At 50.7% G+C, this 24,766-nt stretch carries 22 protein-coding genes and 2 pseudogenes; 23 read left to right on the top strand and 1 reads right to left on the bottom strand.

What is annotated here, in order from left to right:
• Positions 1 to 9: 9 nt before the first annotated feature.
• The 15 genes and pseudogenes from EFBL_RS00440 (at position 10) to EFBL_RS20200 (ending at position 16,173) form a co-directional block, all read left to right on the top strand.
• Complete coding sequence (locus EFBL_RS00440) at positions 10 to 1,527, top strand: carboxypeptidase M32 (RefSeq protein ID WP_096180154.1); 1,518 nt, start codon at positions 10 to 12, stop codon at positions 1,525 to 1,527.
• A 112-nt stretch (positions 1,528 to 1,639) separates the two neighbouring features.
• Positions 1,640 to 2,839, top strand: a complete 1,200-nt coding sequence (gene trpB, locus EFBL_RS00435) for a tryptophan synthase subunit beta (RefSeq protein WP_096180153.1) — start codon at positions 1,640 to 1,642, stop codon at positions 2,837 to 2,839.
• Positions 2,840 to 3,628: an ABC transporter ATP-binding protein gene (locus tag EFBL_RS00430; RefSeq protein WP_096180151.1), complete on the top strand. Its 789-nt coding sequence runs from the start codon at positions 2,840 to 2,842 to the stop codon at positions 3,626 to 3,628.
• Between the two features lie 97 nt (positions 3,629 to 3,725).
• Positions 3,726 to 4,811, top strand: a complete 1,086-nt coding sequence (locus EFBL_RS00425; protein WP_096180150.1) for a BMP family lipoprotein — start codon at positions 3,726 to 3,728, stop codon at positions 4,809 to 4,811.
• Between the two features lie 128 nt (positions 4,812 to 4,939).
• Positions 4,940 to 6,487, top strand: a complete 1,548-nt coding sequence (locus EFBL_RS00420; RefSeq protein ID WP_424955039.1) for an ABC transporter ATP-binding protein — start codon at positions 4,940 to 4,942, stop codon at positions 6,485 to 6,487.
• Complete coding sequence (locus EFBL_RS00415; RefSeq protein WP_096180147.1) at positions 6,488 to 7,552, top strand: ABC transporter permease; 1,065 nt, start codon at positions 6,488 to 6,490, stop codon at positions 7,550 to 7,552.
• Positions 7,549 to 8,514 (top strand): ABC transporter permease, encoded by a 966-nt coding sequence (locus tag EFBL_RS00410; protein WP_096180146.1) that lies wholly within the window; start codon positions 7,549 to 7,551, stop codon positions 8,512 to 8,514. The genes EFBL_RS00415 and EFBL_RS00410 overlap by 4 nt, the downstream gene beginning before the upstream one ends.
• A 329-nt stretch (positions 8,515 to 8,843) precedes the next feature.
• Complete coding sequence (locus EFBL_RS00405; RefSeq protein WP_096180145.1) at positions 8,844 to 10,304, top strand: NAD(P)/FAD-dependent oxidoreductase; 1,461 nt, start codon at positions 8,844 to 8,846, stop codon at positions 10,302 to 10,304.
• A gap of 268 nt (positions 10,305 to 10,572) precedes the next feature.
• Positions 10,573 to 11,283 carry an MIP/aquaporin family protein gene (locus EFBL_RS00400; RefSeq protein ID WP_096180143.1) on the top strand — a complete coding sequence of 237 codons (711 nt, stop codon included), beginning with the start codon at positions 10,573 to 10,575 and terminating at the stop codon, positions 11,281 to 11,283.
• A gap of 56 nt (positions 11,284 to 11,339) precedes the next feature.
• Complete coding sequence (gene glpK, locus EFBL_RS00395) at positions 11,340 to 12,854, top strand: glycerol kinase GlpK (RefSeq protein WP_096180142.1); 1,515 nt, start codon at positions 11,340 to 11,342, stop codon at positions 12,852 to 12,854.
• Positions 12,855 to 13,107: 253 nt separating this feature from the next.
• Complete coding sequence (locus tag EFBL_RS00390; protein WP_424955038.1) at positions 13,108 to 14,721, top strand: glycerol-3-phosphate dehydrogenase/oxidase; 1,614 nt, start codon at positions 13,108 to 13,110, stop codon at positions 14,719 to 14,721.
• 79 nt (positions 14,722 to 14,800) lie between these two features.
• Positions 14,801 to 15,361 (top strand): glycerol-3-phosphate responsive antiterminator, encoded by a 561-nt coding sequence (locus EFBL_RS00385; protein WP_096180141.1) that lies wholly within the window; start codon positions 14,801 to 14,803, stop codon positions 15,359 to 15,361.
• A gap of 30 nt (positions 15,362 to 15,391) precedes the next feature.
• A pseudogene (locus tag EFBL_RS21760) lies at positions 15,392 to 15,457 on the top strand (hypothetical protein); the annotation flags it as partial.
• A gap of 30 nt (positions 15,458 to 15,487) precedes the next feature.
• Positions 15,488 to 15,828, top strand: a pseudogene (locus tag EFBL_RS00380) (FAD-dependent oxidoreductase); the annotation flags it as partial.
• 219 nt (positions 15,829 to 16,047) lie between these two features.
• Positions 16,048 to 16,173 carry a hypothetical protein gene (locus EFBL_RS20200; protein ID WP_207907590.1) on the top strand — a complete coding sequence of 42 codons (126 nt, stop codon included), beginning with the start codon at positions 16,048 to 16,050 and terminating at the stop codon, positions 16,171 to 16,173.
• A 110-nt stretch (positions 16,174 to 16,283) separates the two neighbouring features.
• Here EFBL_RS20200 and EFBL_RS00375 read toward each other — a convergent pair whose 3' ends face one another.
• Complete coding sequence (locus EFBL_RS00375) at positions 16,284 to 16,874, bottom strand: Uma2 family endonuclease (protein ID WP_096180140.1); 591 nt, start codon at positions 16,872 to 16,874, stop codon at positions 16,284 to 16,286.
• 163 nt (positions 16,875 to 17,037) lie between these two features.
• Here EFBL_RS00375 and galE point away from each other — a divergent pair, with 163 nt between their 5' ends.
• The 8 genes from galE (at position 17,038) to EFBL_RS00340 (ending at position 24,758) form a co-directional block, all read left to right on the top strand.
• Positions 17,038 to 18,030: a UDP-glucose 4-epimerase GalE gene (gene galE, locus EFBL_RS00370; RefSeq protein WP_096180139.1), complete on the top strand. Its 993-nt coding sequence runs from the start codon at positions 17,038 to 17,040 to the stop codon at positions 18,028 to 18,030.
• Positions 18,031 to 18,270: 240 nt separating this feature from the next.
• Entirely contained in the window at positions 18,271 to 19,542 is a 1,272-nt protein-coding gene (locus tag EFBL_RS00365) for a 4Fe-4S dicluster domain-containing protein (protein ID WP_096180138.1), read from the top strand.
• Between the two features lie 30 nt (positions 19,543 to 19,572).
• Complete coding sequence (locus EFBL_RS00360) at positions 19,573 to 19,953, top strand: c-type cytochrome (protein WP_096180137.1); 381 nt, start codon at positions 19,573 to 19,575, stop codon at positions 19,951 to 19,953.
• 35 nt (positions 19,954 to 19,988) lie between these two features.
• Positions 19,989 to 21,362, top strand: coding sequence for a cbb3-type cytochrome c oxidase subunit I (locus tag EFBL_RS00355; protein WP_096180136.1), 1,374 nt, complete (start codon positions 19,989 to 19,991; stop codon positions 21,360 to 21,362).
• The gene (locus tag EFBL_RS21585) at positions 21,355 to 21,486 is read left to right on the top strand and encodes a hypothetical protein (RefSeq protein ID WP_269432666.1); all 132 of its coding nucleotides are present in this window, start codon (positions 21,355 to 21,357) and stop codon (positions 21,484 to 21,486) included. Before EFBL_RS00355 ends, EFBL_RS21585 begins: the two co-directional genes overlap by 8 nt.
• A 100-nt stretch (positions 21,487 to 21,586) precedes the next feature.
• Positions 21,587 to 21,976: a CvfD/Ygs/GSP13 family RNA-binding post-transcriptional regulator gene (locus EFBL_RS00350; protein ID WP_096180135.1), complete on the top strand. Its 390-nt coding sequence runs from the start codon at positions 21,587 to 21,589 to the stop codon at positions 21,974 to 21,976.
• A 104-nt stretch (positions 21,977 to 22,080) separates the two neighbouring features.
• On the top strand, positions 22,081 to 23,196 hold the full coding sequence (locus EFBL_RS00345; protein ID WP_096180134.1) for a hypothetical protein: 1,116 nt from the start codon (positions 22,081 to 22,083) through the stop codon (positions 23,194 to 23,196).
• A gap of 44 nt (positions 23,197 to 23,240) precedes the next feature.
• Positions 23,241 to 24,758, top strand: a complete 1,518-nt coding sequence (locus EFBL_RS00340; protein ID WP_096180133.1) for an NAD(P)H-hydrate dehydratase — start codon at positions 23,241 to 23,243, stop codon at positions 24,756 to 24,758.
• The last annotated feature ends 8 nt before the right edge of the window (positions 24,759 to 24,766 follow it).

The raw sequence follows: 24,766 nt of genomic DNA, 5'->3' as shown, positions 1-24,766 counted from the left end.
GGGATTGGAATGAGTGAAAGAATCGGCCAGGTGGTCAAAGAGTTTCGGGCATACACCCGGCGGATGAAAGATTATACAGAGACCATCGGGGTCATGAGTTGGGATATGCGAACGGGTGCCCCCAAAAAAGGGCTGGGGCAAAGGTCGGAAGTCATCGGCACCCTGTCCGGAGACCTGTTCAAGATGAGTATCTCTCCGGAAATGAAGGCCTTTCTGGATGTGTTGGCAGAACCTGATACATATGGGAAGCTCGACCCCATTACCAAAGGAATCGTGCGGGAATGCAAGAAGGAATATGAGAAAAGTCACGCCATCCCGCCGGAACTATATCAGGAGTACGTGGTGTTGACGAACAAATCGGAATCGGCCTGGGAGGATGCTCGGAAGAATAACGATTTTGCCTCGTTTCGTCCCTATCTTGAGAAGATCCTCGAATACACCAACCGGTTTCTTGAGATCTGGGGGTACAAAGGGCACAAATACAACACACTGCTCGACCATTATGAACCCGGGATGACCGTGGAAACCTTGGACTCCCTGTTTGACGGCCTGCGCCTCAAGACTGTCGACTTGCTGAAGGAGATTCAAGAGAGAGGCCAAGCCACAAACCCCTCTTTTCTCGAACAGCACTTCCGGAAAGAGGAGCAACGTCGTTTCAGCCATTTGGTTCTGCAACGAATCGGCTATGACTTTGACGCGGGACGGTTGGATGAAAGCGCCCATCCCTTTGCAACAGGCCTGAATCCGGGGGATGTGAGGATCACCACCCGCTACGACGAGAATGACTTCCGAACGGCAATCTTCAGCACCATCCATGAAGCGGGACATGCAATTTATGAACAGAACATTTCCGCCGAACTGATCGGCACCTTGTTGTCAGATGGAACCTCGATGGGAATTCACGAATCCCAATCCCGGTTCCTGGAGAACATCATCGGCCGCAGCCATGAGTTTTGGTCCTGTTTCTTTGACGATCTGCTCAAGTTCTTCCCCCGGCAATTCCAAGGAGTGTCGTTGGAACAGTTCTTCCGGGCGATCAACCAGGTGCAGCCTTCCTTGATCCGGGTGGAAGCGGACGAATTGACATACAATCTTCATATCATGCTTCGTTATGAGCTGGAGAAGGCTCTGATTGGCGGAGATTTGACAGTGGCGGAATTGCCGGGAGCATGGGAGGAGAAGATGAAAGATTATCTGGGGGTCGTGCCGCCGAATGATGCGGACGGCGTTCTGCAAGATGTCCACTGGTCTTTCGGCGCCTTCGGGTATTTTCCTTCCTATTCGCTGGGCAATATCTACGCAGCTCAGTTCGAAGCTGCATTGCTGCGGGACGTCCCTGATTACAGGGAGGCGGTTAGAAGCGGCGAATTCGGGGTCGTTAAGAAGTGGCTGACAGACAACATTCACAAACATGGCAAACTGCTGGAACCAAAGGAGATTTTGGAAAGTGTTACAGGGGAAGCGATCAATTCGGGGTACCTGGTAAGGTACTTGGAAGACAAGTACACGCAGGTATACAATTTATAAACACAAATCCCAGGCATCCGGCGGTTGCCTGCCGGAAAGGATTTTCCGGAATGAATCTCGAAGGATAAAGTAGAATCTTTATGAGTCAAGTCACAGATAAGGAGAGAACAAGGTGAGTATTGTAAAAGTATCCAACAAGGGAGTCTTCGGGGAAGGAGAAGTGACTTTTGGCGGCAGTTATGTGCCGGAGCCGCTGCAGAAGGCGCTCGATCAGGTAGAAGCCGCTTTTTACCGGTACAAGGACGATCCGGATTTCGAGCAGGAATTCCAGTATTATCTCAGAGAATATGTAGGTCGCCCCAATCCCTTGTATTTGGCGGAGCGGCTTACCAGTGAGCTTGGGGGAGCCAAGATCTACTTGAAACGGGAAGACTTGAATCACACAGGGGCCCACAAGATCAACAACACCATCGGACAGGTGCTGCTGGCCAAACGGATGGGTGCCAAGCGAATCATCGCCGAGACCGGAGCGGGTCAGCACGGCGTGGCAACCGCTACAGTCTGCGCTCTGTTTGGCATTCCCTGTACGATTTATATGGGAGAAGTGGACACCCGGCGTCAGGCGTTGAATGTGTTCCGCATGGAGATGCTTGGCGCCAAGGTGGTGGCAGCCAAATCGGGCAACCGTACCTTGAAGGAAGCGGTCGATGAAGCGCTGATGGATTTTGCGCAGAACCATGAGGATACCTTTTATTTGCTGGGTTCTGCAGTAGGACCGCACCCGTACCCGCTGATGGTGCGCCATTTCCAATCGGTGATCGGGCGGGAGGCAAAACAGCAGATCCTTGAAAAAGAAGGACGCCTGCCCGATGTGGTCATGGCATGTGTAGGCGGCGGTTCCAACGCCATCGGCCTTTTCTATCCGTTTGTCGATGACGCTTCCGTCAGGATTATCGGCGTCGAACCGGCGGGCAAGGGGCTGGAAACGGGGATTCATGCGGCTCCCTTGAATGTGGGGAAACCGGGTATCATTCACGGTTTCAAATGCCATGTGATGGACGAAGCGGAGAACTGTCACTCGATCGCCGCAGGGCTGGACTACCCGGGTGTCGGACCCGAACATTCCTATTACAAAGAAATCGGCCGGGCCGCTTATGTGGCAGTAACTGATGACGAAGCTTTGAACGCTTTCCTTCATCTATCCAAAGTGGAGGGAATTATTCCCGCACTGGAAAGCTCCCATGCGATCGCGTACGCCATGAAACTGGCACCGACCCTGTCCAAGGATCAGTCGATCATCGTCAATCTGTCGGGACGCGGCGACAAAGACGTGGCCCAAGTCTACGAAATGCTCAAGGGGAATCAATCCTAAATGAAGGTTATTGAAATCGAGGGTGTATCGTGGACCAGAAATGACAAACCGATTCTCAAACAAGTGGATTGGACGCTTCAAGCAGGCGAACACTGGGCGATCATCGGCTTGAACGGCTCTGGCAAAACGTCGTTGCTGAAGATGATTACCGGGTATGAATGGCCGAGCCGGGGCAGCATCCGCGTTCTGGGACACACGTACGGACGGTGTGAAATTCGGGAAGTACGCAAGAAGATCGGCTGGGTCAGCTCTGCGTTGAGGGATGAAATGTATCCCTCCGATACCGCTCTTGAGGTGGTGATCAGTGGAAAGTTTGCTTCCATAGGTCTATGGGATCAGACAAGTGAAGTGGATCGGGACAAGGCTGGGAATCTGTTGGAACGGTTTGGCATGGCCCGTTTGAAGGACGAAAGGTTCGGCACCCTCTCTCAGGGTGAAAAGCAGAAAGTGCTGCTTGCGCGAGCGTTAATGGCGGAGCCAAAACTGCTGATTCTGGATGAACCCTGCTTTGGTTTGGACATCAAGGCCCGGGAGGAAGTTCTGACCGACCTGGAACAAACGGGAAGACTGGAACAGGCCCCGACCATGCTTTATGTCACACACCATATCGAAGAGATCCAACCTGTCTTTACCCATGCGTTGGTGCTAAGGGACGGAGAGGTGATTGCCGCAGGGGAGAAACACCGGACGCTGACAAGCGCCAACCTCAGGGATGCATTTGGCATCGACGTCCAGGTGGAATGGTCGGACGACCGCCCTTGGATAAAAGTAGGCAATCGTGTGGAATAGTAAATTTAACACTGGAAAAAATTTCGGCAACCATGTAATATATTGTCGGATCATTTGACGGATGGGTCCAATTATGAAGTGAAGGTGGAGACAAATAATGAAAACCACAACAATGGCAAAAGTGTTTCTTGCCGGTACATTGTCCGCATCCTTGCTGCTGGCAGGCTGCGGCGGTGCGGCAAAGAATCAACCGGCTCCGGCCCCCGGCGGCGGCGCAGGCGGTGACCAAAAGCCGAAAATCAAAGTGGCAATGGTAACTGACACCGGCGGCGTTAATGACAACTCCTTCAACCAATCCGCTTGGGAAGGATTCCAAAAACTCCAAAAGGATACCGGTGTAACGGTAAAATACCAGGAGTCCAAGAAAGAATCCGAATATTTGCCGAACCTGAATGGTTTTGTCAAAGACAAGTGGGATTTGACCTGGGGTATCGGATTCAAACTGGCTGAAGACATCAAGAAGGTTGCTGCCGACAATCCGAACGCCAAATTGGCCATCGTTGACGATAACCTGGGCGGAGAAGGAAAGATTCCTTCCAATGTAACCGCCGTTACCTTTAAAGAAGAAGAAGGTTCTTTCCTCGTAGGTGTAATTGCGGGTCTTACTACGAAATCCAATAAAATCGGTTTTGTCGGCGGTGTGAAAAGCCCGCTGATCCAAAAGTTTGAGTACGGTTTCCGTGCAGGTGTGGCTGCGGTGAATCCGAAGGCGGAAGTTACTGTTGCTTACGCAGAAGACTTCGCAAACGCCGCGAAAGGAAAAACTCTTGCAAGCTCCATGTATCAGAACGGCGCAGACATTATTTACCATGCTTCCGGCGGAACCGGTGACGGCGTATTCCAGGAAGCAAAAGAAAGAGGCAAAGGATTCTGGGCGATCGGTGTGGACCGGGATCAAGCATATCTGGCTCCCGACAACACTTTGACCTCCATGATCAAACGGGTAGATACCGCTGTCTATACCGTTTCCAAAGACCTGGCTGAGGGCAAATGGAACGGCGGCAAGAATATCCAACTGGGACTGAAAGACAACGCCATTGGATATGCAAAGCCTCACAGCGCGGTATCACAAGATACCATTGCGAAGGCTGAAGACTTTAAGAAGCAATTCATGGATGGAAAACTCACTGCGCCAAAAACCAAGGAAGAGTTTGAAAAGTTCCTGACCACCGTAAAAAAATAACGCAAATCTCCAGAAAAAGGCGAGTACTACTCTCGCCTTTTTACATAATCCCGCCAAAGTGACGTGAAGCAAGGCAAATACCCCACCAGGTGGCAAGCACTTGGCGGGGACCCGAAAAGATCATAGCCATGGGGGGGAATGGTGTGGCGGCAGTAGTGGAAATGTTGGGAATCACAAAGCGGTTCCCCGGTATCGTGGCCAACGACAAGGTGAATTTGGTTGTGGAACAAGGAGAAATTCACGCGTTACTTGGTGAGAACGGGGCAGGAAAATCTACATTGATGAACATATTGTTTGGCCTCTATCAGCCGGATGAAGGGATCATTCGCATCAAGGGCCAAGAGGTTAAAGTCACAGATCCTAACATGGCGAACCGTTTGGGAATCGGTATGGTTCACCAGCACTTCATGCTTGTTCAGCCCTTTACCGTCACGGAAAATATTGTTCTGGGAAGCGAAGTGAAACGCGGGCCTTTTCTCGACATGGAAACAGCCGAGAAGAAGGTAATGGAGCTTTCGGAAAAATACGGTTTGGATGTCGATCCCAAAGCAAAGATTGAAGATATATCGGTCGGGATGCAGCAGCGTGTGGAAATTCTGAAAACGCTTTACCGGGGCGCGGATATTCTGATTTTTGACGAACCGACCGCTGTTCTCACCCCGCAAGAGATTGCCGAACTCATGCAAATCATGCGCAATCTGGTGAACGAAGGAAAATCGATCATCTTCATCACTCATAAACTGAAGGAAATTATGGCCATTTCTGACCGTATAACAGTCATACGCCGGGGAAGGTACATAGGAACGGTTACGAAAGCGGACACGAATCCCGATCAATTGGCCAATATGATGGTAGGCCGCGAAGTTATATTCAAAGTGGAGAAAAGACCTGCAAACCCGGGGTCTCCGGTATTGGAAATTAAAGATATCGAGGGAATGGGCAATCGCGGAGTTCGTGCGCTTAACAAAGTGAATCTGGAAGTTCATGCAGGGGAAATTGTTGGAGTGGCGGGTGTTGATGGCAACGGCCAAACAGAACTGATTGAAGTTCTCACGGGTCTTCGGAAAGCGACATCTGGTACAGTAAAGATAAACGGGAAAGACATTACAAATCAAACTCCTCGTAAGATCGCTGAATCGGGGGTTGGACATATCCCGGAAGACCGGCACAAGCGCGGGTTGGTTCTCGATTATTCGGTAGCGGACAACCTGGTACTGAATACCTACTATAAGGAACCTTATTCAAAATCGGGAATTCTGCAGTCCCAGGCCATCGCCGAACATGCAAGGAATCTCATCGGATTGTTTGACGTTCGAACTCCCAGCGAAACTACACTTGCACGGTCTTTGTCCGGTGGAAATCAGCAGAAGGCGATCGTTGCGAGGGAAGTGGATCGTGATCCCGATGTGTTGATAGCAGCGCAGCCGACAAGGGGCCTTGATGTGGGAGCCATTGAATTTATCCACAAAAAACTTGTGGAACAGAGGGACAAGGGGAAGGCGGTGCTATTGTTCTCTTTGGAACTGGACGAAATCATGAGTTTATCAGACCGCATTGCCGTGATATACGAAGGGCGCATCGTCGGCATCGTGAAACCCGAGGAAGTCACCGATCATGATCTGGGGCTGATGATGGCAGGCGGTACCTTGGAGAAAGAAAAAGGAGGAACGGACTAGATGGACGACACAAACAAACTTGAATCCGTATTGGTTCCTCTTTTATCAATTGCATTGGGACTGATGGTGGGTGCGGTTATGATGCTCGCCATGGGGTACGATCCGATTGCCGGATATGCGGCTCTTTTCCAAGGAATCTTCGGCAATGCCTATAATTTCGGAGAAACACTGCGAGCGTGGGCGCCTTTGGTATTTACCGGGATGGCGGTTGCCTTTGCGTTTCGAACAGGCTTGTTCAATATCGGCGTGGAAGGTCAGTTCATCATCGGTTCGCTGACGGCCGCTTATGTAGGAGCAGCATGGAATTTGCCTCCGGTATTGCATGCGCTGGTTGCAATTCTGGCAGCCATGGTTGCGGCAGGCTTGTGGGCATCCATCGCAGGATATCTGAAGGCCAGATTGCAGGTTCACGAGGTTATTACGACCATTATGCTGAACTATATCGCGATGTACACCTCCAACTACCTGATCCGAAATTATTTTATCGGCCACCAGGAGAATACACCTCCCATCCAACCAAGCGCTTCTCTGGAAATGCCGATTCTGTCGCAAGTGTTTGATAATGCGCGGATACACTGGGGAATCTTCTTGGCAATTGTCTTTGCGGTTCTGGTATATTGGTTGCTGTTCAAAACCACGAAAGGCTATGAGTTGCGGGCTGTCGGTTTTAACCCGTTTGCCTCCGAATATGCGGGGATGAATGTGCAACAAAACATTGTGTGGTCGATGGCAATTTCCGGCGCTTTGGCAGGCGTAGCCGGTTCTGGCGAAGTGTTGGGAGTTTACGGTTATTACAGCATTCAAAGCGGCTTTAGCGGGATCGGCTTTGACGGAATCGCCGTAGCTCTGATCGGCAATAACCATCCGTTTGGCATATTGCTGTCTGCCCTGTTGTTTGGCGGGCTTTCTTTCGGCGCCACCAGCATGCAGCGGCTTGAGGACATTCCATTTGAGATCATCCGCGTTGTGATCGCATTGATCATCTTCTTTGTTGCGGCCAACATGTTTGTAAAATGGCTGATCGGATTGTTCCGCCGCCGGAAAGGACAGGTGAGCCAACAATGACATGGACAGTGTTCCTGGATACGGTGCTGAATAACACTTTGGTATTTGCCACCCCTTTGATCCTGGCGGCACTCGGCGGAGTCATCTCGGAACGGGCCGGAGTCGTCAACATAGCTCTGGAAGGTTTTATGATTATGGGCGCCTTTGGAGCGGCCATCACCGCCTTCTACCTGGGAGATGAGATGGGATTGGGCGCGCTGGGGCCCTGGTTCGGATTGATTGCGGCATTTTTGCTGGGAATGTTGTTCGCGGTCCCGCACGCGGTAGCATCGATTCATTTTCGGGCTGACCAAGTGGTGTCCGGAGTGGCCATTAACTTCCTGGCTGCAGGATTTTCCATTTTCATGGTCAAGATCCTGTTTGAAGGCTCCGCACAAACCAAAACCATTCAGAATACGTTTACTAAGGTCCAAATACCGGGACTGACGGACATTCCGATCATCGGCAAAGGAATATTAATGTCCTATCCGACTACTTACATCGCGGTTGCATTGGTCATTTTCCTATACTATCTTCTGTATCGCACCGGATTTGGCTTAAGGTTGCGTGCAATTGGCGAACATCCTCACGCGGCGGCTTCAGTCGGGATCAGCGTTTACTATTATCGCTACATTGCGGTACTATTGGCTGGGGGATTTGCGGGTATTGGCGGTGCTGGCATGTCAACCGCGATCTCGAACAATTTCTCGCACAATACGATTGCCGGCCAGGGCTTTATGGCTCTGGCGGCGATGATCTTCGGGAAGTGGCACCCGGTCGGCGCCATGTGGGCAGCTTTGTTCTTTGGATTTGCCAACGCTTTGGCAGCCAACGGTCAGGTATTGGGACTCACAAAGTATGTTCCGGCCGAATTCCTGAATATGCTGCCCTTTGTCCTAACCATTCTGGCCTTGGCCGGAGTGGTTGGCAAGGCTGTCGCGCCTGCGGCGGACGGAAGACCTTACGTGAAAGGCCAGAGATAGGAGAATGGCCGACTGTCTAAAGAAAACTAGAATTTTGCAAGTGCAAAGGAGAAGCACGTTCTTTGGGACGTGCTTCTATGTTCTTTATTTTTGGCAACAGGCAACGGGTTCCGGTTCTCGTGGGCGACACCCGCAGGCAAGGAATGGAGAATACAAAAATCCTCATGATTCGGCAAATGTTCGGGTTTGACATAAGAATGCAATCCTGTTAGAGTAAACAAGGGATTTTTGCCCCCCTAAAACCGAACAATAGAGACATGCCCAACGATGGGCGGGAACTGACTATGGATGGCTGCCAAATTTTCAAAGGGTGCAGATTGGGGGAGTAGCTGGTGAAATATGACGTTATCATCGTCGGAGCAGGACCCAGCGGAATCTTTGCCGCTTATGAACTGACTGTGTTGAATCCGAACCTGAAAGTATTGATGATCGATAAAGGTCATGACATATTCCACCGGAATTGCCCGATTCTGGAGGAAAAACTGGTGAAGTGCCCACCGCCGACCAGGATGAAAGAATATGCAGGCTGCCTGCCCGCATGTTCCATCACCGCAGGGTGGGGCGGTGCCGGGGCATACAGCGACGGAAAGTTTAATCTGACGACTGAATTCGGCGGATGGATGCAGGATTACCTGGCTCCGTCCAAGGTATTGGAACTGATTGAATATGTGGACCGCATCAATCTGGAACACGGGGCAACGGAAATCATCACCGATCCAACCACCCCTGCCGTAGCCGGCATTGAGCGGAAGGCGGCGGCAGCCGGGCTCAAGCTGCTGAAAGCAAGGGTTCGTCATTTGGGTACGGAGGAGAACCTCAAAATCCTGGCAAACATTTTCCGGACTCTGGAAAATAAGATCGAAACACGGTTTAAAACGTTTGTTGAAGACATTCTGGTGGAAGAAGCACCGGGAGCCGAAGCCGGGGCAGGCGGCAAAGGGGTCAAGTCCCTACGGATTGCCGGGGTTCGTTTGAAAAATGGGGACGAGCTCTTCGCGGACCATGTGATTATCGGGCCGGGCCGGGATGGCTCCGAGTGGCTGGGAACCATTCTGAAGCGGCGAGGGGTCACCATGACCAACAACCAGGTGGACATCGGCGTCCGGGTGGAAACCTCCGATGTGATTATGCAGGAGATCAATGAACACCTGTACGAAGCGAAGTTTGTGTACAACACTTCTGTTGGGACCCGTGTGCGCACATTCTGTGCCAACCCCAGCGGCCACGTGGTTGTTGAGAACCACTCAGGGGTAATGACGGCCAACGGACATTCCTATAAGGACCCGAAGCTGGGCAGCAACAATACCAACTTCGCGTTGCTGGTGTCGCACACCTTTACCGATCCCTTTGACAAACCGATCGAATATGCAAAAGAAATCAGCCGCCGGGCCAACGACCTGTCCAACGGCTCCGTGATCGTGCAGAAATATGGGGACATTCTCAAAGGACGCCGTTCCACAGAGAAGCGGATCCGCGAAGGGTTTATCGAACCCACTCTGAAAGAGGCGGTTCCGGGCGACCTTGGCCTGGTGCTGCCTTACAACACGATGAAGTCCCTGATTGAGATGATGGAGGCGCTGGACAGAGTGACTCCGGGGATTGCCTCGGAACACACGCTGTTCTACGGTGTGGAAGCGAAATTCTACAGCGCCCGTCCGAAACTGACCGACAAGTTCGAAACGGAGATTCAAGGGTTGTTTACGGTAGGAGACGGCGCAGGCATTACCCGCGGTCTGGCTCAGGCTTCCGCTGCAGGTGTGCATGTGGCGCGGTATATTTGCGGGAAGTAGAGTATCCGACATAATTTGTTGAAATTTCGCCCTTTACAGAATTTATTGTTTTTTTGGGGTGAAAGGGTTTACATTTTTTAGAACAGTTGTATACTCTAAGCAACAAGTTTATCCATAATGCTGTGAGATTCTGAGAACAGCCAATATTCGAGAGAATTATTCTTTCTCTCGCAATATTGGCTGTTTTTGATTAGAGGGGGGTGATCATGTCCGAGTGGTAGATGATGACCGGATTGAGAAAACGGTTACATGATGAGGAGGAATAAGAATGACCCCTTTTTTGGCAGAAGTTATTGGTACCATGTTATTGATTGTTTTGGGTGACGGTGTGGTTGCGGGAGTTTTGCTCAACAAGTCAAAAGCGCAAAACTCCGGATGGATTGTGATTACCTTGGCATGGGGATTGGCGGTTGCCGTAGCAGTTTATGCGGTGGGAAGGATAAGCGGGGCGCATTTGAATCCGGCCGTGACTGTCTCGCTTGCAGCAATCGGAAAATTCCCTTGGAGTGACGTTCCTTCCTATCTACTTGCCCAAATGATTGGAGCATTTATCGGAGCCGTATTAGTGTGGATTCATTATTTGCCGCACTGGGCGGAAACTCCCGAGAAGGACCTAAAACTTGCGGTCTTTTCCACTGGTCCGGCCATTCGCAGTGCAGGAGCCAATCTGTTGAGCGAAATTATTGGAACTTTCGTGTTGATAGTAGGAATACTTGCCATCGGAGCCAATAAATTCGCTGATGGCCTTAATCCTTTAATTGTAGGTTTCCTGATCGTCAGTATTGGCCTTTCACTGGGAGGCACCACAGGTTATGCATTGAATCCGGCACGCGATCTGGGACCAAGGATTGCTCATTTTGTACTTCCCATAGCAGGGAAAGGATCATCTGATTGGGGATACTCCTGGATCCCGGTTGTGGGACCGATTATTGGAGGAGTATTGGGAGCGCTCTTCTTTACATCATTTTTTGGTGCTTAAGGATTAGAATTGAAATGGTCAAGAGATTATAAAAATGTAAATAGGGGGATATAAAAATGGAAAAGAAATATGTTCTCGCGTTGGATCAAGGAACAACCAGTTCACGGGCAATTTTGTTCAACAAATCGAGGGAAATCGTGGGGGTTGCTCAAAAAGAATTTACGCAGATTTATCCCCAGCCTGGTTGGGTCGAACATGATCCTATGGAAATCTGGGGAACGCAAAGTGGCGTTGCGAGAGAAGTTTTGGAAACCACAGGCATCCGCCCGCAAGAGGTGGCTGCCATCGGGATCACAAACCAGCGTGAGACCACAGTTGTATGGGATAAAAACACAGGTAAACCGGTTTATAACGCCATCGTTTGGCAAGACCGCAGAACGGCCGGAATTTGCGATGATTTGAAAACCAGAGGCCTGGAATCTTATATCCGCGATAACACCGGCCTGGTGGTAGACGCGTACTTTTCCGGAACAAAAGTCAAGTGGATCCTGGACAATGTGGGAGGTGCAAGGGAGAAGGCGGAGCGGGGCGACCTGCTGTTTGGTACGGTGGATACCTGGTTGATTTGGAATCTGACCCGTGGCAAAGTGCACGTGACAGATTATTCGAATGCTTCCCGGACGATGCTATACAATATCAAGGAACTCAATTGGGACGAGAAACTGTTGGATGAACTTGGGATCCCGGCTTCGATGCTGCCGGAAGTCAAGCCATCAAGCGAACTCTATGGAGTCACTGATGAACATACTTTTGGCGGAGCGCAAATTCCCATCGCCGGAGTAGCGGGAGACCAGCAGGCGGCATTGTTCGGGCAAACATGCTTTAAACCTGGGCAGGCCAAGAACACGTATGGAACCGGGTGCTTCATGTTAATGAATACCGGAGAAAAGAGGGTTGCTTCCAAGTCGGGGTTGCTTACCACCATCGCGTGGGGAATCGATGGCAAGGTGGAATATGCTTTGGAAGGGAGCATTTTCATTGCGGGGGCAGCCATCCAGTGGTTGCGGGACGGTCTGAAAATGATCGACTCGGCTGCCGATTCCGAACACTATGCCCGCAAAGTGGAAGATTCCGGTGGTGTGTATGTGGTTCCCGCCTTTGCCGGTCTGGGGGCTCCCTATTGGGACATGTATGCGCGGGGTGCCATCTTTGGATTGACAAGAGGTACGTCCAAAGATCAACTGATCAGGGCTACGCTGGAGTCTCTGGCTTATCAGACAAAAGATGTATTGGGAGCCATGGAAAGTGATTCGGGGATCCAACTGCAAGCGCTTCGTGTGGACGGTGGAGCGGTAGCCAACAATTTGCTGATGCAGTTCCAGGCCGATATCCTGGGTGTGAAAGTGGAGCGTCCAAAGGTTACAGAAACCACCGCATTAGGAGCTGCCTATTTGGCGGGAATTGCGGTCGGATTCTGGAACCAGTCGGATCTTGCGGACAACTCCCAGTTGGATGCGACATTTGAACCCCATATGGAGGAAGCAACCAGAGAAAAGCTGTACAAGGGATGGAAGAAAGCGGTCAAACGAACGATGGACTGGGAGAAGGACGAAGACCAGGACCAGGACTAAGACAAAATTTCGATCACATAATATTTATAAATGTCAGTTGTCCGTTATAATGGTATAATGAATACACCAATTAAATGCATGCAAACGGTCTGAGATCAGGAGAGGACCACGACACTGGAACTATTTGCTTTTAATAGTTTCCTTTGTTGTGGTCCTTTTAGTTTTAAAGGGAGGCTCCAGACACATGAACGCAAACAGCATGAACACCATCAAAGAGTTTTCATTTAAGGGTAGGACAACAAGGCTGGAAGAAATGTCCTGTGCACCATTGGATTTGCTGGTGGTCGGTGGAGGAATAACCGGAGCGGGAATAGCCCTTGATGCAGCTTCCCGGGGATTGAAAGTGGGGTTGGTGGAAAAGCAGGATTTTGGGGCCGGTACAAGCAGCCGCTCAACCAAACTGATTCACGGAGGGCTTCGTTACCTTAAGCAGGGAGAGATCCGATTGGTGCAGGAGGTAGGCCGTGAAAGGGATATTCTGTACCGAAACGCACCTCATTTAGTCATTCCCGAAAAAATGTTGTTGCCGCTGGTGGAAGGCGGTACTTTTGGGAAATGGGCCACCTCTTTCGGGTTGTGGGTATACGACCGGTTAGCGGGGGTGAAAAAAGAAGAACGGCGTGTTATGTTGTCAAAAGAAGAGACGGAAAGACTGGAGCCTTTGCTTCGCAAAGATATTCTTAAAGGAAGCGGGCTATATATTGAATATAGAACCGATGACGCCCGATTGACCATCGAAGTGATGAAAACAGCCAATTCCCATGGGGCTTTGTGCGTGAATTATGCCGAGGCAGCCGAGTTCATTTACGAAGATGGGAAAATTGTTGGAGCAAGAGTAAAGGATTTGATCCATGGCACAACGTATGATATATACGCAAAAAATATCGTAAATGCTGCAGGTCCCTGGGTTGATAAACTAAGGGATAAAGACAAGTCCCTTTATGGCAAACGCCTTCATCTCACGAAGGGGGTTCATCTGGTCGTTCCTCACCGGAGATTGCCTTTGCGGCAGTCGGTGTACTTTGATGTGCCGGATGGACGCATGATCTTTGCGATTCCAAGGGATGAATCCACCTACATTGGCACCACCGATACGACATACTCCGGCAATCTGGAGAAACCGAGGGTTTCCGCCACTGACGTAGAATACTTGTTGGAGGCGGTTAACAATATGTTCCCTTCCGTGCATATAACGAAGGATGACATCACCTCGAGTTGGGCAGGACTTCGGCCCTTGATCCACGAGGACGGGAAATCACCTTCCGAACTGTCTCGCAAAGACGAAATTTTCCACTCGCCGACCGGATTGATCACCATAGCCGGAGGCAAGTTGACAGGGTTTCGCAAAATGGCGGAGCGAGTGGTGGACTATGTTGCCAATGTACTTGCACAGGAAGAAGGCCGAATTTTCAAACCCTGTTTTACGGACCGTATTACTCTTTCCGGGGGAGACTTTTCGTCCCCCGATCAGATCCCGGATTTTGTAGCTAAACTGACCGAAGTGGGACAGAGATTCGGATTGGAGGAGAATCACATTCGTTCCCTGGTGGGGAAATACGGATCCAACACCGTCAGAATCCTGCAAATTGCGGAAGAGCAGTATGACGAAGGGAACTCACAACCTCCTCAAATGCTCATGACATTAGCTGAATTGACCTACGGAATCGAACATGAAATGGTTGCCCATCTTACCGATTTCTTGATTCGGAGAACAGGGAATTTGTTTTTTGAGAGAGATGCATTGGCAGATCGCTATGTGGCGGTTTTGGAAGAAATGGCCCGTAATTTTCAATGGGATGACGGGGAAAAGAATGTCCGTTTACGGGAATTCATGGAAGAATATGAGGCTGCAATTGAATTCGTGTAGAAGCTGAAGTCCCATGTCAGAACATAGGATCATTCTATTCGTGACTATTATTATGGAATAGGTAAAGGTGGTCCGGCTTATGAATAAGAATGCAGTCATTCCGGCGGTAAGAGGTTTTAAAGATCTGGAAAAAGCCATAGCGGCCCCTTCCGACACGATTTTTCTGTTGGAAGGGGAAATCATTCATCTGCGAAATATTGTTGAGAGCGTAAAGAAAAACAAAAAAAAGATCTACCTCCACATGGATTTGATCAAGGGAATAAAAGAAGATGAGGCATCCATCCATTTTCTGGCCAAAGAGATCAAGGTGGACGGAATCATTAGTACAAGAACCTCCAGTCTTCTGTTTGCAAAAAAATACGGTCTGACAACTGTACAGCGGGGATTCTTGCTGGATTCCCATTCGTTAAAAACTGTTGTAAATACAGCCATTAACTGCAAGCCGGATTATATTGAACTGCTCCCAAGTTTCTCGTATCCCAAGTTAAGGCACATCAAAGAAGAAACCGGGACGGAAGTCATTCTGGGAGGTTTTATCGACCGCACGGACGAGTTGCCGATGTTGTTTGAGGCGGGAGCGATTGCGGTTTCCACCAGCCGGCCGGCATTGTGGAATTGGTCAAAAGACTCGATAAACTGACTTGCCGTCTCCTAGCGAGGAGGTTCATTCATGTCAGTTTTGGTTACGGGAAGAGCGGGTTATATCGGCAACCATACAGTGGCGGAGTTGCTGGCCTCCGGTGAGGATGTAACCGTATTGGACAATCGTTCCACCGAGAAGCGGATCCGCGAAGGGTTTATCGAACCTACTCTGAAAGAGGCGGTTCCGGGCGACCTTGGCCTGGTGCTGTCTTACAACACGATGAAGTCCCTGATTGAGATGATGGAGGCGCTGGACAGAGTGACTCCGGGGATCGCCTCGGAACACACGCTGTTCTACGGTGTGGAAGCGAAATTCTACAGCGCCCGTCCGAAACTGACCGACAAGTTCGAAACGGAGATTCAAGGGTTGTTTACGGTAGGAGACGGCGCAGGCATTACCCGCGGTCTGGCTCCCAGGCTTCGGCTGCAGGTGTGCATGTGGCGCGGTATATTTGTGGGAAGTAAGTTGCCCCTGGATTTAAAAGCACTTTCTCATTTGAGAATGTGCTTTTTTTGCATGAAATAACCGGAATTCATTAAATGAGATTTTAGATCGAAACGGGAGGCGATACATAAACATTTCGGATTTTTTATTAAGGTTGGCAGAATAACTTCTCACAAACGAGGTGTCTATGATGGCAAGAATTAAATCCTGATGTGGAAGCAGAATTCAAGGAGAAACTGGTGGCGGAAACACACAAGCTGAAACTGGGCGATCCTTACGATCCGGAGACGGACATCGGGCCGATGATCAGCGAGAAAAAAGCGGCTGGAGCGAGGAAGGGCCGAAGTATGCAATTGAGAAAATGACGGAAGAGCGGATTGTGGTGTTTAACCTTTAGGACCCGGATTCCGGGCTGTCTCACAGTGAGGCAGCCTCTTTTTTGGGGGAGATGGCCCCTTTTTCCCCGCAATCCATGTTAATCGGGCAGATCGGGAATCCGGCTGAGGATGTCATTCATGGTGAAAGATACGCAGGGCAAGCGTTCGGATCGAACCGGTTCCTCCCCGGTGAATACTTCCACCAGTTCGTACTTGGTATCCTTCAAGACATATTGCTCCAGATAAGTACCGGATGCTTCCACGATCCAGAACTCGGGGATCCCATATTTTTCGTAGGTTTTCAGCTTGCCCACCTTATCCCTCTTGACTGAGTAGGGAGACAGGATTTCCACCACCAGATCCGGCGGACCCTCAATGCCCCTTTTGGAAACGATGGAGATGCGGCTTCGATGAACCATGATAAGATCCGGCTGCCGAACTTCATAAGGGGACAAGATTACGTCCATCGGTGCATCGAGAATAAGATAATCTTCATCGCAAGTTTGGGTCAGGAGAAACTGCATACGGGCACTGATCATCTGATGTTTTGAAGTCGGGCTGGGGGTCAGGAGTTCCAGGACTCCATCCACAAGTTCGTAGCGAACCCCTTCCACATCCGGAAGAGCGGCGTAGTCCTCGTAGGTAAGACGTTCTTCCTTAACGGTTTCTTCAGGTTTTTCTTTCTTCATTTTTCATTACCTCCTTTCGTACCTTCATTATATCAAACTTTTCAGTCTGTTCACTTCCAAACACACCAAACACTCCGGTGGTTGTCCGGCAATTGCAGGGAAGATATACTCAAAGAAGAAATGGACGTATTTGAATGCTGTTACCTGTCAAGGAGGTCTGTGCATGTCAGTTTTGGTTACGGGGGGAGCTGGGTATATCGGCAGCCACACAGTGGCGGAGTTGCTGGCCTCGGGTGAGGATGTAATCGTATTGGACAATTTGCAAAAAGGGCATTCCGGCGCAGTGCTGGCCGATACATTTTATCAGGGGGACATTCGCGATCCGCAACTGCTGGATCAGATCTTTACGCGCCATGACATTGACGCGGTGGTGCATTTTGCGGCTGATTCCCTGGTTGGCGAGAGTGTGCAGGATCCCTTGAAATACTACGACAACAATGTGGTGGCGGCACAAAGATTGCTGTCGAAGATGAAGGAACACAACGTGAAAAGAATCGTGTTCTCCTCAACGGCGGCCACCTACGGGGAACCCAAGCGGATCCCGATCCGGGAGACAGACCCGACAGAACCTACCAATCCCTATGGCGAGACCAAACTGGCGATTGAGAAAATGCTGAAATGGTGTGAACAGGCATATGGGACCAAATCCGTTTCCCTGCGGTATTTCAATGCGGCGGGCGCCCATCCGGACGGACGAATCGGGGAGGATCACGATCCGGAAACGCATCTGATTCCCATTATCCTGCAAGTTGCACTCGGGCAGCGGGAACATGTTTCGATTTTTGGCGATGACTATCCGACCGAGGACGGAACTTGTATCCGGGATTACATTCATGTCATGGATTTGGCCAACGCCCATTGGCTTGCCTTGAAGCGGTTAAGGGAGACCAACGAAAGCGGCATCTACAACTTGGGGAACGGAACCGGTTTCTCGGTCAAACAGGTCATTGAAACGGCTCGCCGGATCACGGGCCACCCCATCCCGGCACAGATGGGCCCGCGCCGGGCGGGAGATCCCGCTGTCCTGGTGGCCTCTTCCGGCAAGGCGAAGTCCGAACTGGGCTGGAAACCGAAGTATGACAGTCTGGAACAAATAATCGAAAGCGCGTGGAATTGGCATAGGAACCATCCGGCTGGCTACCGCAGCCATATATGATGAACTTATTTCAAATTTAGAATAAACGCACCGAAAGGTGCGTTTCTTTTTTTGGAGTAATCGACTGATCGGTTTCATTCCAATCGGTGTGATCGTTTTATGAACGATGAGAATTGAGTGACTTACGTCACACTTGGGCCACAAGCCCCTTTTTATTATAAACTCAACAACTCTAACAATGGTTGCCAACTACGATACAGGGAAAGGGCAAGCGAAATCTGGTTGCGGAGGGGACTGACCATGTACAAAAGTATGATGACCCGTCGATTGAGAAGATGCACACAGGTCCTGTTTCTGATCGCATTGGTGCTGATACCCGTCTTTGACCTGTTTCGCATGGATCTTGGGGAAGGGTACTTTGTGTTGTTCCGGCAGTACTTCTTTGTCAACCAGCTTTATCTTGTGGTGGTTGCCTTTGCCCTCAGCGTGGTAATGCTTGCCATGTTTGCCAGGAGCTTCGGGAGGCTGTTCTGCGGCTGGCTCTGCTTTCAAACCACCTGGTCGGAGTTTGGCGGGACTCTGGTAAACGTCATCAACAAGTTCAAAAAAGAAAAAATCACGGGAAAGAAAGCCAAACTGCTCACCAATCTCCTGTTTCGTTTCCTGGTGGTAATCCCTGTCATGTGGGCGTTTTACGCGATGCTTGTCTCCTATTTTGTCGCTCCCTCAACCATGTGGGGCTGGTTGACAAAAGGGGCGCCGGTTTGGTTCTGGGTCCTGGGGATCAAATTCAGCGTATTCGGTTTGCTTGATCTGCTGGTGATCCGCCACAGTTTCTGCCATTCGATTTGCCCTTACGGGATGCTGCAGAAGTGGGCACAAAAAAACAATGCGCTGCGAATTACCTTTGATCCCGACCAGTGCATAGACTGCAGACTGTGCGAGAAGGCATGTCCGATGAAACTGGCGCCGAGGCAGCTCACCAGGACGGATTCCTGCATCAGCTGCATGGAATGTGTGGTGGCCTGCGGGGTGAAAGCGGAGAAGCTGGCGGCCAAGGGTGTTGCAAAGGGCTCCGTCAATTCGTTATCCATGAACTTTACTCCCATCGAAAAAGACAAACCGTCCACCCGGCTATTTGACGGCATGTCAGGCATTTTTGCCGGGATATGTGCCTCATTGGCGCTGGTTATGGCTTACGGAATCGCAACAGACAACGGCGTGGAACTGTCAGTCACACCGTTGAACCCGGGCGCGGTGGCGGCTGCTTCCGGCTCAACAGCTTCGGGAAATCCGGTTAATGAATATAACATCAAAATTACAAACCGGACCAAGGAATACCAGGAATTCACCCTGATTGTGGAATCGATGGATCAAACAGGTCCCATGCCATATCCAATCACTCCGAGCAAATTTTTGGTGGGACCCATCAACCGGCACGAGGAAAAAGTGACCGTTCAATCTCCGGAAACTGCGGCAGACAGCGGACGCCGGATGATTTTGATCCGTCTTCTGGATGAGGAAGGGAGGGAACTGGAAAAGACAAAAAGCGTGTTCTACGTAAACCAATAACAACCAGCATAAAAAGGAGGTCTATGTGACATGAAGAATTTTCTGATTTACGTCGGCGGCGGTGTGTTGTTTCTGCTCTTGTTCTTTGTAACCGCTTTCACAACCGTTGATGCCGGACTCCCGGAAAATCACGGGGCACCGTTCTGGGGCAATTCGGAAATTGAAAAGAAGGGCCATGTGCTGTTCCAAACGGCAGGCTGCTACTCCTGCCACAGTTACCGGGGACAGCAAGGGCAAGTTACGGGACCGACGTTTGACAGTGTCGGCCTGCGTTTGAATGAACAGGCCATTGAGATGTTCATCCGCAAGGGCACGGCCATCATGCCTGCCTATGAAGGAAAACTGAAAGATGAGGAAATCAAAACCCTGGCCAAGTGGCTGAGCGAGATGAAAGTGCAGGAAAAACGGTAGATTTTGCATATGAATTCAAGAAAGGCGGGGATGTTATGGAAAACGTGATCCGCTATACCCATGCGGACAATGTTGCGAAAAAATTTCTGCTGACCAGCGCTTTCTATCTGATCGTGGTAGCGTTGGCCGGTATCATCATGAGCATTGCGTTGGTGTCACCCGATTCTGTGCCGAAGGCGCTTAACTTTGTGGCATTGCGGGGAATCCACCTGCAGGTCATAATCTTCGGTTGGTTGTCCATGGCCCTGATGGGAGGGATGTATCACATTATCCCTCGAATCGTGAAACGGGATTTGTACAGTCAGAAATTGGGCAATCTGCATTACTGGCTGATGCATGTGGGAATTGCACTGGTGGCTGTGACCCTGTTAATGGGCATGACCACAGGCAAGGAATACATGGAACCGATTCTTCCCATCGATCTGGCGGTAGTTGTCATCTGGGTCATCTTCTTTGCAAATATTATCATGACCGTTTTTAAAGGGGATATTCCCCATTTTTCACCGGCTCTGAACTTTATGGTCCTGTCGATTCTGTATCTGGGACTGACCTTTGTCTGGTCGAACCTGATTCCCTGGACCGGTGTCCGCGACAATCTGTCGATCTGGAGCTTTGCGCACAATGAAGTCAACGGCTGGTTCATGTTCGGGCTGCAAGGGATTTTCTACTATATCGTACCGAAGATGACCGGACTCGAAGGCAAGAATCAGCCTTATCCGGAAATATTGAGCAAGATCCATTTCTGGTGTGTGGCGTTCTTTATTCCGCCGTCCGTTCTTCACCACCTGCTTTATAAAGAAGCTCCGGTAAACGAGTTCTGGAAGACCGCCGGCGAGTGGACCAGCGTCGGCATGTTGATCCCGACATTCATCTGGTTCTACATTATTACGGTAAGCATCCGCAACAGCAAGAAACCGATTGGCGTTCCCGGCAAATTCATCATCGCCACAATGATTTTCTATGTGATGAACTGTTTGCAGGGCTCTGCCCAGTCCATTCGCGTCATCAACGATTTCACGCACGCTTCCCAGTGGGTAGTGGGTCACGCTCACCTGGCGCTGCTAGGATTCATCTCTTTCGGCTGCTTCGGATTCGTCTACTGGCTGGTACAGTCGTACTGGGGCAAAGATTGTTATAACGCCAAGATGGCAAACCTCCATTTCTGGCTTGTCATGATTGGCTTCCTCGGCATGTTTGTTCCGCTCACCATTGCAGGATTGGTGCAGGGCTCCATGGAAGGGGAGAATTTCTACAGCATCCGGGAAGCAATCCGGCCGTACCTGGTCATGCGCGGATGGGCAGGGGGCATAACTGTTCTTGCCACAATCGTGTTCGCGCTAAACATGTCCAAAGTAATCAAAGTGGCTCGCTTGCAGCCAGTGGACCTGACGGAGGCAAGAAATGCGTAAGTTTGCGCATTGGGGAGGCATTGATGAGGCAGTTTCGCAATACTCTGTTTACCTGGAATGGGGAATTATCATCACCGCTTTCATCCTGATCGGCATTTTCGCGTTTCGCAAGAAAACGGAATAACCAGGAAAACCCATGATCTTCTTTTGTGGAGATCATGGGTTTTTTCGGGTACACTATAGAAGTCTGTTATGTTTGAGAACAATGGTTGAGGAGTGTTTGAATGCCAGCAGCAATTGAACCAGGAAGTATCATTGAGGGTAGCGTGGTATCAGTCAAACCTTTTGGCGTTTTCGTACAAGTGGACGAAAACCGGCAGGGACTGGTCCATATCTCGCAAGTGTCCCATTCGTATGTGAAAGACATCAATGAGCACATTAAAGTGGGCGAGACTGTAAAAGTAAAGGTGGTATCGATTGACCCGGATACCGGCAAAATTTCGTTGTCGATCAAAGAAGCAACACCAAAGCCGGCAGCAGAAAGAACGGGGCGCCGGCCGCAGAAACAAACGGGGAAACAACCGGGATTCAACTCGTTTGAGGATCAGATGAAAAAGTGGTTGAAACACAGCGAAGAGAACCTGGCGGCTTTAAACAAAAAATTAAACCGGTAGCAAAAGTTTGAGATCGGAATCCCCCGATGCATGACAAGTTCATGGTCGGGGGTTTTCTTTTTTTTACCTTGAAAGAATAAAATGTTGTCAGGGAGGGGATCGGCATGAGATGGCTTGGCGGCAGGAGGAGCAAGAACCAGATTCATGTTCCTGAGGATTTGGCCAACTTTATTGTAAATACGGAAGCGGACGGACAACTGTCGAAGACGGGAATTTTTCAGAGTTCGGAGGGACAGTTGAAACGCATGGTTCAGAACATTGTTGCTTTCTTTCGGCAAAGGCCTGCGCCTCACCGGCTCATGTTTTACTGTCACGGAGGGCTGGTCCCGGAAACGGTGGCGTGGGAAGGGATTCGGGAACGGTATCGGACGTTTCTTGCCAATGGCATCTATCCCGTTTTTTTCATATGGGAGTCATCCCTTCAACAAGCTTTGGAAGACCATCTGCAAAGGTCGGTGGCGGAAAATTTCCGGCAGATGGCGGTCATGGATAAAGTCGTGGACACGATTGTGGATGAACTGATTGAAGAAGCGGCAAAGTTATTCCCGGGACCATGGGAAGCCATGAAACGCAGGGGGATGCAAGTGTTTGCCAGTCATGGTGGCGGCTGGCACTTTGTGCTTCTGCTTTCAAAAGCATTGAAAAAAGCGGGTCTGCACGCGGAGATCCACCTGGTGGGCCACAGTGCCGGATCCATTGTGTTGTACACCTTTTTGAAACAGCTGCTGGAAGGAAAAGGGGACTTCTATCCTTATCTCAAGGGAATCACCTGCACATTGTATGCGCCAGCCTGTACGGTGCAGCAATTTGAAGATGCCTATGTACGGGCCGTTGACCATTACCTATTGAAACGTTTTTTCCTATATACTTTAAGTGATAAGCTGGAAAGATCGGATGCCTCCGTCCCCTATTACAGCAAGTCGATTCTGTATCTGGTAAGCCGCGGTCTGGAAGCGCAGTCGGGGGAAAAACCGATCTTTGGAATGGAAATTTATGCAAAAAACAGCCCTGCCCTGAAACGGATCATGGACAGCGGCAAAGGGGCGTGGGTGGTGGCCGACGAGGAAAGCCGCCCTGTCTGCTTCGATGCGGGCCGGGAGGTACTTGAACTGATCAGTCTTGCCAAACAGCATGGAGGTTTCAGTTATGACCCGGCAACCCTGAATTCAACAGGCAAAACCATCATCAGCAGAAACTGGCTGCCCGAGCCATTTCAATAAAGAGAAATTTTAATAAAGAGAATTTGAAGGTTGAAGGTGAAACTATGCATGTCGTGACTTCCCGCGAAATGCGCGAGCTTGACCGGTATACGATCGAAACCATTGGCATCCCCTCGATTGTGTTGATGGAGAATGCGGCACAGGCGGTGGCAAAGGAGGCGCACGCCCATGCTCAAGGGCAGTTGAAGAACTGGCTGATTCTTGCGGGAAAAGGGAACAATGGGGGAGATGCGGCCGCCGTCGCCCGGCACCTCTCAGAATGGGGCCACCATGTTCACGTCGTTTATGCCGAGTCCCCCCAATTCTTGACGGGAGACGCAGCGATTCAACGGGACATTCTGCAGAAGCTGGGAATCTCTGTTACGAAGTATCAGCCAAACACATTGGACTGGCGTTCCTATGACGGGGTTATTGACGGTCTGTTGGGAACGGGGACGAAAGGAGCTCCCAAAGAGCCTTACGCTTCACTCATCAACGAAGCGAATGCAAGCGGACTGCCAATCCTCTCCATTGACATCCCAAGCGGTTTGGATGCTGACACGGGTGCAGTTGGCGATCCCTGTATCCGAGCTGTACGGACTGTTACCATTGCATTTATGAAAAGGGGACTTGTCCAGTACCCGGGAACCGGGGCGGCGGGGGAGACTACAGTTGCGGCAATTGGAATTCGCCCCGAATTTGCGGACAGACTGGGGGTTCGGACATTTCTGATCACCGAAGGCACACTGAAGGAGCGTCTGGGGGTGGACCCGACGCTTCCGAGGAATAAGGATACGCACAAAGGCACATACGGCCATCTGTTGGTTGCGGCAGGTTCACGGCGAATGACAGGGGCCGGGCTGCTTTGCTCGAAAGCAGCGCTTCGCACCGGTTGTGGCCTTGTTACATGGGCAGTTCCCGACAGTTTAATGGGACCATTGACTGGCCATTTGCCGGAAGTGATGCTGTCAGGGTTGCCCGATGCCGGGACGGGACAATGGGGCTCCGTTGTTCCGGAGGCGCTGCTCTCCCTTGCGGATGGAAAAGATGCAGTGGCCGTCGGTCCCGGACTCGGGCAGTTTGAAAAAGGGGCGCAGTGGCTTCAAACCCTTTGGGAAGGGGCGGAGTGTCCGCTGGTTCTGGATGCGGATGCATTGAACATGCTGGCGGGCGTTATTAACCGTTGGCCCGTCCGCAAAGCGCCCACTGTCTTGACACCGCATCCCGGGGAAATGGCCAGGCTTCTGAACGTGCCGGTTCGCGAAGTGCAGGCGAACCGGATTGAGGCGGCCCGGCAATTCGCTGAAGCTCATCAGGTGACCCTGGTTCTGAAAGGAGCCCAAACGGTAATAGCCACTCCCGAAGGAGCGGCTTACATTAATACTACAGGCAATCCGGGCATGGCCACCGGCGGGGCCGGTGACGTGCTGACCGGTATGATTGGCAGCCTGCTGGCCCAAGGGTATAATGCGACACAAGCTGCCTGTGCGGGAGTCTATCTGCACGGGCAGGCAGGTGACCAGGCGGCCTCCCGCCGGGGCATGAACGCCCTCATCGCCAGTGATATCATTGATGCATTGTGAAAACAGGC

It is taken from the genome of Effusibacillus lacus (assembly GCF_002335525.1).
Lineage (GTDB): Bacteria > Bacillota > Bacilli > Tumebacillales > Effusibacillaceae > Effusibacillus > Effusibacillus lacus.
Note: the sequence above shows the minus strand (reverse complement) of the source record. Positions and strands in the feature narration are given on the sequence as shown.